The sequence below is a fragment of the Shigella sp. FC1567 genome (assembly GCF_001743015.1).
Lineage (GTDB): Bacteria > Pseudomonadota > Gammaproteobacteria > Enterobacterales > Enterobacteriaceae > Escherichia > Escherichia coli.
On the sequence record NZ_MIIV01000050.1, the window covers coordinates 1 to 11,108 of the forward strand.

Sequence of the window (11,108 nt, forward strand, 5' to 3'; positions counted from 1 at the left end):
CACCTGACCCCATGCCGAACTCAGAAGTGAAACGCCGTAGCGCCGATGGTAGTGTGGGGTCTCCCCATGCGAGAGTAGGGAACTGCCAGGCATCAAATTAAGCGAAAGGCCATCCGTCAGGATGGCCTTTTTGCATTGGCGCAGAAAAAATGACTGATGCGACGCTGCGCGTCTTATACTCCCACATATGCCAGATTCAGCAACGGATGCGGTTTCCCCAACTTGCCTACTTCCATACGTGTCCTCCTTACCAGAATTTATCCTTAAGCTCCTCAATAACCATTTTCCTGCTAACTAAATTCATGGTTAATGTTGCATAATAATACGTAACAAATGTATAACATTTTCTTTACCAAAAGAAATAAACAAAAGTGACCAACAAAAGCATCGGATTACGGCAGGAGACATAATGGCATGGCTGAAAGTACTGTAACGGCAGACAGCAAACTGACAAGTAGTGATACTCGTCGCCGCATTTGGGCGATTGTGGGGGCCTCTTCAGGTAATCTGGTCGAGTGGTTCGATTTCTATGTCTACTCGTTCTGTTCACTCTACTTCGCCCACATTTTCTTCCCTTCCGGGAACACGACGACTCAACTACTACAAACAGCAGGTGTTTTTGCTGCGGGATTCCTGATGCGCCCAATAGGCGGTTGGCTATTTGGCCGCATAGCCGATAAACATGGTCGCAAAAAATCGATGCTGTTATCGGTGTGTATGATGTGTTTCGGATCGCTGGTTATCGCCTGCCTCCCAGGTTATGAAACTATAGGTACGTGGGCTCCGGCATTATTGCTTCTCGCGCGTTTATTTCAGGGATTATCCGTTGGCGGAGAATATGGCACCAGCGCCACCTATATGAGTGAAGTTGCCGTTGAAGGGCGCAAAGGTTTTTACGCATCATTTCAGTATGTGACGTTGATCGGCGGACAACTGCTAGCCCTACTGGTTGTCGTGGTTTTACAACACACCATGGAAGACGCTGCACTCAGAGAGTGGGGATGGCGTATTCCTTTCGCGTTAGGAGCTGTGTTAGCTGTTGTGGCGTTGTGGTTACGTCGTCAATTAGATGAAACTTCGCAACAAGAAACGCGCGCTTTAAAAGAAGCTGGATCTCTGAAAGGATTATGGCGCAATCGCCGTGCATTCATCATGGTTCTCGGTTTTACCGCTGCGGGCTCCCTTTGTTTCTATACCTTCACCACTTATATGCAGAAGTATCTGGTAAATACTGCGGGAATGCATGCCAACGTGGCGAGTGGCATTATGACTGCCGCATTGTTTGTATTCATGCTTATTCAACCACTCATTGGCGCGCTGTCGGATAAGATTGGTCGCCGTACCTCAATGTTATGTTTCGGTTCGCTGGCAGCCATTTTTACCGTTCCTATTCTCTCAGCATTGCAAAACGTTTCCTCGCCTTATGCCGCTTTTGGTCTGGTGATGTGTGCCCTGCTGATAGTGAGTTTTTATACATCAATCAGTGGAATACTGAAGGCTGAGATGTTCCCGGCACAGGTTCGCGCATTAGGCGTTGGTCTGTCATATGCGGTCGCTAATGCTATATTTGGTGGTTCGGCGGAGTACGTAGCGTTGTCGCTGAAATCAATAGGAATGGAAACAGCCTTCTTCTGGTATGTGACCTTGATGGCCGTGGTGGCGTTTCTGGTTTCTTTGATGCTACATCGCAAAGGGAAGGGGATGCGTCTTTAGTGACGGGTCAGTTGCCAGACGGTATAGCCGGTGCTTGCACCGGCGACATCCCAGGCCAAATCCTTCCAGCTCCAGCCGCTCCCTTCGGGGCGGCTATCCCAAAGCTCTTTTGACGCCCCCAAACTGACAGAGAACATCAATCCAAACATGGCACTGCGATCCCGGCTCATCCCCTGATGCTGTGAATATTCATTTCCGGCGGCGGAAAGCATCGCCGAGGCGATAAAGTGTTGAGCTTTATCCTGCCCGCTCCAGCTATCGTTAGCCATATGGCTGCATCCAGAAAGTAACAATAGCGAACAGACAAAAAGAATACGCAAAACGTGGCCTCCAAAAAACAAACCCCGTACAGGACGGGGTTGTGATTACAGGATGCGGCTAATTAATCGGTCGATGCGGATACGGCGCAAACGGCGGATGAGTTTACGAACCTTCACCGGATAATCGGCAATACTTTGCAGATCGCGATAGTGCTTAACGATGGTGGTATGCTCGCGGATCAGCTCCAGTTCTTTCTCTCGCTGCGGCGCAAGCTCCAGTTGTGGATCGTGGATCAAAATGGCGTTTTCCAGATCCAGACGCCAGGCGCGCGGGTTCAGGTTATTACCGGTGATCAACATCCACTTATCATCAACCCACATCCCTTTCAGGTGATAGGTGTTGTCGTCATCTTTCCATAACCGAACCACTAGCTGGTCAGTATTGACGTAATACTGCAAACGGCTCAGGAAAAGACGCAGATTGATCTCATAGAGATAAGGCAATGCGCCAATTATCTTGAAAGGTTCATCTTCCGGAATGTAGAAGTCGTTCGCGGTTTTATCACCAACAATAATTTCGACCTTTTTCCCTTCGCGCAGCAACTGGATAATATTGCGCACAAGGATTGCTGGCAGGTTGAAGTATGGCGTACAGATGGTTAGTTTCTGCTCGGCACAAGGCATAAGATGGAAAATGGTCTTGTTCAACAGACTCGATTTCCCCAGCCCCACTAGCGGCGTTACGGAAAGCTGATCGTTGTCGGCATCGCCCTGGAAATGATAAGCGGCATCACGCAGCTCCTGGCGGAACAGACGAATATCGTTCTTGATTTCCGGGCTTTTTGGCCGATTAACATCATCCAGACGATTAACGCCGCGGCCATTCATAATATTCTGTGTAACCCATTCAAACATAATGTCTGACATCTTACGGTTACGGATAAGATGATAACGGTCGTAGCGATATTTATCGTGCTGATGCAGGTAAACATCGTTCAGGCTGGCACCGCTATAAAGTACGCTATCGTCGATGATAAAGCCTTTAAAGTGCAGAACACCAAGGGCTTCACGGGTATTGATTGGAACGCCATAAACCGGAACATCTACGCCCGAATTTTCCTGCGCCATGCGGCAGTACCAGTCAGCGTTAGTGTTAGATGCCGCAGCGCCAATGCGTCCACGTTGTGCACGATGCCAGTCGACCAGCACCCGCACATCCAGTTCCGGACGCTGCCTTTTAGCTTTATACAACGCGTTCAGAATGCCTTTGCCACCGTCATCCTGTTCGAGATACAGGGCGACAATGCAAATGCGCTGCTTCGCGCTGGCTATTTTTTCCAGCAGCGTCTCCCGGAAGTCGGCGGGAGCGTAAAAGAAATCGACATCATCAACTGATTGAGAAATCTTGGGTAGTTGGGCAAGGTGTTGTTGATGTTTATTACGCTTAAATTTTGACAACATCACAGTGCATTTCTTCTCTGTTCATTGAAGGATCCTCTGTGCAATGCAGACGACATAAGCGGGCAATAATAACACCAGTCCCGATTAAGTAGTCAACATTTCCAGTACCTTACTCATGATTCCTCGCGTTGGGCAAGATTTAGCGTAAGCCCAACGATCCCCTCTTCGAGCTGGATATCAACGTTAAACCCGAGCTTGCGGGCTAGCGCCACCATGCCACGATTGTTTGGCATCGTAATACCATTCAGACGTTGTAGTCCGTGATCTCGCGTATAGGTAATCAACTTTTCCATTAAGCGTCGACCTAAGCCTAACCCTTTGAGATCCGAGCGAACCAGCACAGCAAATTCGGCATCGATGTTATCAGGATCGGAAATCGCACGCGTGACGCCGAGGATCTCTTCCGTTTGATCAATACGTCGTACCGCTACAAACGCCATTTCCCGATCGTAGTCGATCTGTGTCATGTTGGCTAAATCTTCATGGGTAAATTCGTTGATCTCGCTAAAGTAGCGGTAATAAAGATCTTCTTTGGTGACTCGCGAAATGAATTGCTGAAGTTGTGGCTCATCTTCTGGCAAAATCGGGCGGAACAAGCAGCGTTCACCGTTTTTCAATTCTACCCATTCTTCCAGCTGATGCGGATAAGGGCGCACTGCCAGCCGACTCTCGTTATCGCCTTCAAACGGCGAGATATCCAGCGTGACATCCAGCGCGGTAAATTCACTGCCAGAAGCCAGCAAAGGATGAATATCCAGACGCTGAATTTCCGGGCAATCGACAATCAAGTTGGAAACCTGCACCAGAAGCTGGCTCAAGCCTGCAACATCCAATGGGCGTAGCGCACTGCGCGCACGAATCTTTTTACTTTTGATCCCCTGAATAACCAGATAGCGGGCCAGGTTCATGTTCAGCGGCGGCAGTGCGACGACGGCTTGATCTTCAGGACGCCACTCCACACCGCCTTCACCCAGCATGATCAACGGCCCGAAAACCGGATCGTGCCCAACCACAACCCGCAACTCCTGAGCGCCAGCACGGTTAGCCATACTTTGCACCAACAGGCCGTGGATCCGCGCCTGCGGCCAGGCCATTTTTACGCGATCGAAAATGGCGTTTGCCGCTTGCTGGACTTCATTGGCTGTACGCAAGTACAGCATGACGCCCTGAACTTCCGATTTATGTGGAATATCCGGCGAACGCAATTTCAGCGCCACCGGATAACCAATCTGTTCGGCAATATGCACCGCTTCGGTGCTATCGCTGGCAATCCAGGTAGGGAGCGTGTTCATGCCATACGCTTGCAGGATGGGCTGAACTTCATGGGTATCGAGCGACGTAGCCCCTTCGGCAATCGCCTGTTGCAACAGAAGATGCGCTTCTGCGGTATTGGAAGTCAGATTGCTGGGCAACGCCGGCGTTTCGCGTAGTTGCTTCTGATTACGCCGGTACTCCACCATATGCATAAAAGCAGTGATGGTTCCTTCCGGGGTACGGTAGGTCGGCAGCCCGGCTTCGCTGAATAAACGTCGTGCCTCTTGCGAGGAGTGCTCGCCGCACCAGTTCGTCAGCAAAGAGACATATTTGCTGCGGGGATGATGCTTTACCGCTTCAATTAATACTTGCGCGCTTTCTGTTGCGGGAGCAGCGGCGCTGGGCGAATGAATAACCATCAGCGCGTCAAAATCCTGGCTGTGGAGCAGAATATCCAGCGTTTTAATATAGTGCTCACTGCTGGCGTCATCGCGTAGATCGAGCGGGTTAGATATTGCCACATGTTCTGGCAGTGCATCGCGCAGTTTCTGGCAGGTTTCTTCGCTTAGCGTTGCCAGCTTGCCATTGCGTGACCATAAGGCATCCAGCGCCAGCGCGGCAGGCGCAGCACCGTTGCTGATAATCATCAGCCGGTCGCCACGTAGCGGGCGCATATGGCTAAGGGTTTCCACCGCCGAAAACAGCTCGTGGGTGTCCTGTACCCGCAACAAACCGGCACGCTGAATAGCCGCATCCCATGCCGGGTCCATTCCTGCCGTGGTGTTGAGCAGTCGCTGTGCCGCCGGGCTACGTCCGCTTTTAATCACCAGAATCGGTTTATTACGCGAGGCACTACGGGCCGCCGAAACAAAGCGTCGCGCGTCGCTTAACTGTTCGAGATAGAGCAGGATGGCGCTGGTTTTACTGTCGCGTGCCAGATAGTCAAGCAATTCATCAACGTCGATATCCAGGCTGTCGCCGAGCGCAATAAAGTAGGAAAAGCCCATCTTACGCTGTTGCGCCCAGTCGAGGATGGTGTTGGAGACGGCAGCCGATTGCGAAATAAACGCCAGCTTGCCGCGTTTAATCGGCACAGGCGAAAAGCTGGCATTCAGACCTTGCCAGGGAGCCAGTAAACCCAGACTGTTTGGTCCAAGCAGGCGCATGTTATGGCGCAGGGCGCAGGCGCGGAGATCTTCGTGTTGCGATGCCGGGGCGGAAAGAATAATGCAGGTTTTACAGCCTTTCTCGCCGAGCTCTTCCAGAAGAGCAAGATTACGGCTGGCATTGGTACATAAAACCGCAAGGTCGGGTGTAAAGGGCAAGCTGGCAATATCCGGCCAGGCCAACACACCCAACACCGCTTTCCAGGCTGGCGTCACCGGGAGTACCGGTCCGTTAAAGCCTCCCGCCAGCAGGTTACGCATCATCAGGTAACCTGCGCGATTGGGTTTCATCGACGCGCCAATTACCGCTATCGATTTTGGTCGCAGTAGTGCTTCCAGTCCTCGCTGACTCATACCGGTCTCCCGCAGAAGTGACCGAATGATTTTAAACGCTTTCTAACTGTTCTGCTGTGATGCTACCCAGATGTTGCGTTTTCCCTGCCAGATAGCGTGTTTTAAAGCGGGTAAAATGCTCGCCTAACCCTGCTGCCGCCCCGGTATCGCCGGCCATATCTAACAGTGCGATGGCTACCTCGGCAGTACAATATTGGCCTTCAGCCAGGGCTTCACGCAGGCGATAGGCAGAAAGCCGGGAAAGATCGACGGAAATGACGGGAAGATTATCCAGATACGGACTTTTACGAAACATCTTGCGAGCTTCCGGCCAGGTACCATCGAGCATGATAAACAGCGGTGGCTTACCGGCAGGTGGTGTGAAGATCACTTCCCGTTGCTCATCAGCATACGAGGCGGGAAAGACCACCATTGGCTGATAATCCGGGTTTTGTACCAGATCCAGCAAATCCTGCGAGGGTTCGGTACGCGACCATTGAAACGCAACGGTATCAGGCAAAATATCAGCAATCAGACGCCCGGTATTACTGGGCTTCATTGGCTCGGTGTCGAACATCAGCAAACAGAAGCGACTTTTTGCTTGTGCTGGGGTAATTGTCGAACAGAGACATAATTTCTCTGGCAAAAGACAGCGTTGGCAGCGACGAACGCGATTACCGCGGGCAAGAAAAGGACGTGTTGCGCGCGCAATACGCTCGGCGCGTAACTGGAGAACAGTGTTTTCGGTCATAAGAGAGCGTCGAAAAAACGCCATTGTCGCAGAGGAGAAAACGGGGCACAAGATGCGCCCCGGTAAGATTAAAGAGATTCGTTCAGCCAGCTATCGAACGGAGCTTTCGGTACTGCGCCATTAAGCATGTCGACAACCTGACCGTTTTTGAAAATCATGATCGTCGGTATACTACGAATTCCAAAGCGACTGCTCAATTCACGTTCAGCTTCGGTATTCACTTTCACAAAGCGCACTTTACCGCTACGCTCTTGCGCGACATCTTCAAAAATTGGTGCGAAATTACGGCAGGGGCCGCACCACGGTGCCCAGAAGTCGATCACCACAGGTAGATCATCCTTCAGCAATTTGTCGAGTGTTTCACCGGTCGCATTAATCACCTCTCCGTCAAACAAGTCGTGACCGCAGCGTCCGCATTTTGCCGCATCTTCGATCCGATCGTCGGGAATGCGATTGATGGACTGACAATGGGTACAAACGGTATTCATAACTAACCTCGGGATGAGTAAGGAGACTTATCGGCAACGACGCCGGTATGTTTCTAATATGTTACATATTATCGGGGACATTGTTCCAGACAACAATCTGTTTTATTCAATAGGTATGATAGTCGCAGGCTTTGGTACGAAATCATGGAGAACCGCGCGGACTTCGGGTAATCTGCGCGCTTCGCGCAGCGCTGGTGGAGAAAAGCATGAACGATGAAATGAAAGGTAAAAGCGGCAAGGTCAAAGTGATGTATGTCCGCAGTGATGATGATTCTGATAAACGTACCCACAACCCGCGTACCGGGAAAGGGGGCGGGCGTCCAGGAAAATCTCGTGCTGACGGTGGCCGTCGCCCCGCCCGCGATGACAAACAGAGTCAGCCCCGTGACCGCAAGTGGGAAGATTCGCCGTGGCGCACGGTTTCCCGCGCGCCGGGTGATGAGACGCCGGAAAAGGCCGATCACGGTGGCATCAGTGGTAAAAGTTTTATTGATCCGGAAGTGTTGCGTCGTCAGCGTGCGGAAGAAACCCGCGTCTACGGCGAAAACGCCTGTCAGGCACTGTTCCAGAGCCGTCCGGAAGCAATTGTTCGCGCCTGGTTTATCCAGAGCGTAACGCCACGTTTTAAAGAAGCCTTGCGCTGGATGGCGGCAAACCGCAAAGCGTACCATGTGGTGGATGAAGCTGAATTGACAAAAGCGTCAGGCACGGAACATCACGGCGGCGTTTGCTTCCTGATCAAAAAGCGTAACGGTACAACCGTGCAGCAGTGGGTAAGCCAGGCAGGCGCGCAGGATTGCGTTCTGGCACTGGAAAACGAATCTAACCCGCATAACCTGGGTGGCATGATGCGCAGCTGCGCGCACTTCGGCGTGAAAGGTGTCGTGGTGCAGGATGCGGCACTGCTGGAGTCGGGGGCGGCTATCCGTACCGCAGAAGGCGGCGCAGAGCTCGTTCAGTCGATTACTGGCGACAACATTGTTAACGTGCTGGATGATTTCCGTCAGGCAGGTTACACCGTAGTGACCACTTCCAGCGAGCAGGGTAAACCGCTGTTCAAAACTAGTCTGCCAGCGAAAATGGTACTGGTGCTGGGTCAGGAATATGAAGGGTTACCGGATGCCGCACGCGATCCGAACGATCTGCGCGTGAAGATTGACGGTACGGGCAACGTTGCCGGGCTGAATATCTCTGTCGCAACCGGCGTTTTGCTTGGTGAATGGTGGCGTCAGAATAAAGCCTGATAAATCAGCCGGGTGGCAACTCTGCCATCCGGCATTTCCCCGCAAATTTACTCACTCTCTGCCGGTAATACTGGCATCCAGTCAATCGGCGTCTCGCCACGTTGTTCCAGCCACTGATTTGCCAGCACAAAATGGTTGCAGCCAAAGAATCCACGATGCGCCGAAAGCGGCGACGGATGCGGTGCTTTCAGTACATGATGGCGTTGCTTATCTATAATCGCCCCTTTCTTTTGCGCATGTGATCCCCACAACAAAAACACCACGCCTTCGCGGTGCTGGTTAATCAGGCTGATGACTTTATCAGTAAACGTCTCCCAACCGAGGCTGGCGTGGGAATGCGCCTGACCTGCGCGAACCGTCAACACAGTATTGAGCAGCAGAACGCCCTGACGCGCCCAGCTTTCGAGATAGCCATGATTAGGGCGGGTGAAGCCCGGAATAGTATTTTCCAGCTCTTTATACATATTCAATAATGACGGAGGAATGGCAATGCCGGGACGAACGGAAAATGCCAGACCATGCGCCTGTCCCGGTCCGTGATAAGGATCCTGGCCGAGAATCACCACTTTAACGTCACCCAACTCGGTAAAGCGGAACGCGTTAAAGACATCTTTTTGTGGTGGATAGATAGTGACGCCGGACTGCCGCTCGCTGGCGACGGTCTGAAGGGTATTAAGAAAATAAGGTTGTTGCTTCTCTTCAGCCAGCACGTCATGCCAGGTTAATTCGTTAGCCATCTCGCTCTCCTGCGAATCTTCAATCCGCCTAGCTTAACTGCTTCTTTCTACAGAACAAAATCATGCTCATTTTTTAGACTTAAACGAGTGCAAAAAAATGTAAATTGGTAAAATTTCACACCCGCATAAGTTGATGTAAAACAATAAAATCCATTTACGACCACAATCGATGTGTGGTTTTTATTGATTTAAATCAAAGAATCAAGGGTGGTTGAGGAGTATATATACACTCAAGCAACAATGGTTTTACCAATTAGCCGCGACAGGCTGAACAAATCAAATAATTTTGCCGGGGAGGCATCACATGATTACAGGTATCCAGATTACTAAAGCCGCTAACGACGATCTGCTGAACTCTTTCTGGCTGCTGGACAGCGAAAAAGGCGAAGCACGTTGCATCGTTGCAAAAGCAGGTTATGCAGAAGATGAAGTGGTTGCAGTAAGCAAACTGGGTGACATTGAATACCGTGAAGTTCCAGTAGAAGTGAAACCAGAAGTTCGCGTTGAAGGTGGTCAACACCTGAACGTTAACGTTCTGCGTCGTGAAACTCTGGAAGATGCAGTTAAGCATCCGGAAAAATATCCGCAGCTGACCATCCGTGTATCCGGTTATGCAGTTCGCTTTAACTCTCTGACTCCGGAACAGCAGCGCGACGTTATCGCTCGTACCTTTACTGAAAGCCTGTAAGGCTTAAGTAGCAAGTTACTAAGCGAAGAGGGCGACCTCTTCCGCTTTTTTTCGTTAATAGAAAATGCGTACCGCGCAATAGACCAGCAACAGGGCAAGCACGATATTTAACTGGCGACCATACTGGCGAAACAATCGCTGAAACAGATGCCCCGCCAGCGCCCAGCACACATTGCCAAACGTCCCAATCATCGCCAGCAAAACGCTGACGCCAACTACCCAGCTTAGCGCCTGTGTTTGCGGCAGAACAAACGTCGACAGTGCCGTAACACCGTACAAAATGATTTTGACGTTCACAAACTGCAAAGCAAAGCTGGCCCAAAAGCTGATTGGTTTTGCCTGAAGTCCGTCTTCCTTTGTTGGGCTGGTGGCGATTTTCCACGCCAGCCAGACAATATATGCCGCCCCCGCCCAACTCAAAAGGTGTACCGCTGCCGGGTCAATCACTGCCAGTGAAAATGAAATGCCCGCACACAGTAACATCACAATCAAAAATCCCAGACTCATCCCTGCCAGCACGCGGGTACTTTGACGAAATCCATGCGACGTAGCAGAGCTAAGGGCGAGAATATTGTTCGGTCTTGGCGTCATAGCGGTAATCAGGGTGTAAGTCCAAAAAGCACTTAAAAGGGTCGGTGTCACTTGTTATCTCCTCTGTTTTGGTAGACAGTACCTAGACTGGCCCCCTGAATCTCCAGACAACCAGTATCACTTAAATAAGTGATAGTCTTAATACTAGTTTTTAGACTAGTCATTGGAGTACAGATGATTGATGTCTTAGGGCCGGAGAAACGCAGACGGCGTACCACACAGGAAAAGATCGCAATTGTTCAGCAGAGCTTTGAACCGGGGATGACGGTCTCCCTCGTTGCCCGGCAACATGGTGTAGCAGCCAGCCAGTTATTTCTCTGGCGTAAGCAATACCAGGAAGGAAGTCTTACTGCTGTGGCCGCCGGAGAACAGGTTGTTCCTGCCTCTGAACTTGCTGCCGCCATGAAGCAGATTAAAGAACT

The 11,108-nt window shown here is 51.1% G+C and carries 11 protein-coding genes and 1 rRNA gene; 5 read left to right on the plus strand and 7 right to left on the minus strand.

Annotated features, from left to right (window positions below):
- Together rrf and kgtP are read left to right on the plus strand one after the other, a co-directional pair.
- Positions 1 to 91 (plus strand): 5S ribosomal RNA (gene rrf, locus BHE85_RS04220); the annotation flags it as partial.
- 323 nt (positions 92 to 414) lie between these two features.
- Positions 415 to 1,713 (plus strand): alpha-ketoglutarate permease, encoded by a 1,299-nt coding sequence (kgtP, locus tag BHE85_RS04225; RefSeq protein ID WP_000841103.1) that lies wholly within the window; start codon positions 415 to 417, stop codon positions 1,711 to 1,713.
- Here the strand turns inward: kgtP and BHE85_RS04230 are convergent.
- From BHE85_RS04230 to trxC, 5 genes are all read right to left on the minus strand, one after another.
- A complete protein-coding gene (locus BHE85_RS04230; protein WP_001300818.1) occupies positions 1,710 to 2,033 on the minus strand; it encodes a YfiM family lipoprotein in 324 nt (107 codons plus the stop codon). The two genes, kgtP and BHE85_RS04230, sit on opposite strands and share 4 nt — an antisense overlap.
- A gap of 45 nt (positions 2,034 to 2,078) precedes the next feature.
- Complete coding sequence (pssA, locus tag BHE85_RS04235; protein ID WP_000949277.1) at positions 2,079 to 3,434, minus strand: CDP-diacylglycerol--serine O-phosphatidyltransferase; 1,356 nt, start codon at positions 3,432 to 3,434, stop codon at positions 2,079 to 2,081.
- A gap of 113 nt (positions 3,435 to 3,547) precedes the next feature.
- The gene (gene patZ / locus BHE85_RS04240; protein ID WP_000083004.1) at positions 3,548 to 6,208 is read right to left on the minus strand and encodes a peptidyl-lysine N-acetyltransferase PatZ; all 2,661 of its coding nucleotides are present in this window, start codon (positions 6,206 to 6,208) and stop codon (positions 3,548 to 3,550) included.
- A gap of 31 nt (positions 6,209 to 6,239) precedes the next feature.
- Positions 6,240 to 6,938, minus strand: coding sequence for a tRNA-uridine aminocarboxypropyltransferase (tapT, locus tag BHE85_RS04245; protein ID WP_004985669.1), 699 nt, complete (start codon positions 6,936 to 6,938; stop codon positions 6,240 to 6,242).
- 68 nt (positions 6,939 to 7,006) lie between these two features.
- Positions 7,007 to 7,426, minus strand: coding sequence for a thioredoxin TrxC (gene trxC / locus BHE85_RS04250; protein ID WP_001098740.1), 420 nt, complete (start codon positions 7,424 to 7,426; stop codon positions 7,007 to 7,009).
- 206 nt (positions 7,427 to 7,632) lie between these two features.
- Between trxC and BHE85_RS04255 the strand changes: the two genes are divergently transcribed.
- Complete coding sequence (locus tag BHE85_RS04255; protein ID WP_000997409.1) at positions 7,633 to 8,670, plus strand: tRNA/rRNA methyltransferase; 1,038 nt, start codon at positions 7,633 to 7,635, stop codon at positions 8,668 to 8,670.
- A 47-nt stretch (positions 8,671 to 8,717) separates the two neighbouring features.
- Here BHE85_RS04255 and ung read toward each other — a convergent pair whose 3' ends face one another.
- Entirely contained in the window at positions 8,718 to 9,407 is a 690-nt protein-coding gene (gene ung / locus BHE85_RS04260) for a uracil-DNA glycosylase (protein ID WP_001262716.1), read from the minus strand.
- A gap of 304 nt (positions 9,408 to 9,711) precedes the next feature.
- On the opposite strand from ung, the gene grcA reads away from it, so the two are divergent.
- Positions 9,712 to 10,095 carry an autonomous glycyl radical cofactor GrcA gene (gene grcA, locus BHE85_RS04265; protein WP_000627807.1) on the plus strand — a complete coding sequence of 128 codons (384 nt, stop codon included), beginning with the start codon at positions 9,712 to 9,714 and terminating at the stop codon, positions 10,093 to 10,095.
- A 54-nt stretch (positions 10,096 to 10,149) separates the two neighbouring features.
- Here the strand turns inward: grcA and eamB are convergent, their stop codons facing one another.
- Positions 10,150 to 10,737, minus strand: coding sequence for a cysteine/O-acetylserine transporter (gene eamB / locus BHE85_RS04270; RefSeq protein ID WP_005135933.1), 588 nt, complete (start codon positions 10,735 to 10,737; stop codon positions 10,150 to 10,152).
- A 123-nt stretch (positions 10,738 to 10,860) separates the two neighbouring features.
- Here eamB and BHE85_RS04275 point away from each other — a divergent pair.
- A partial coding sequence (locus BHE85_RS04275) for a transposase (protein WP_000567707.1) occupies positions 10,861 to 11,108 on the plus strand: 248 nt, incomplete at its 3' end.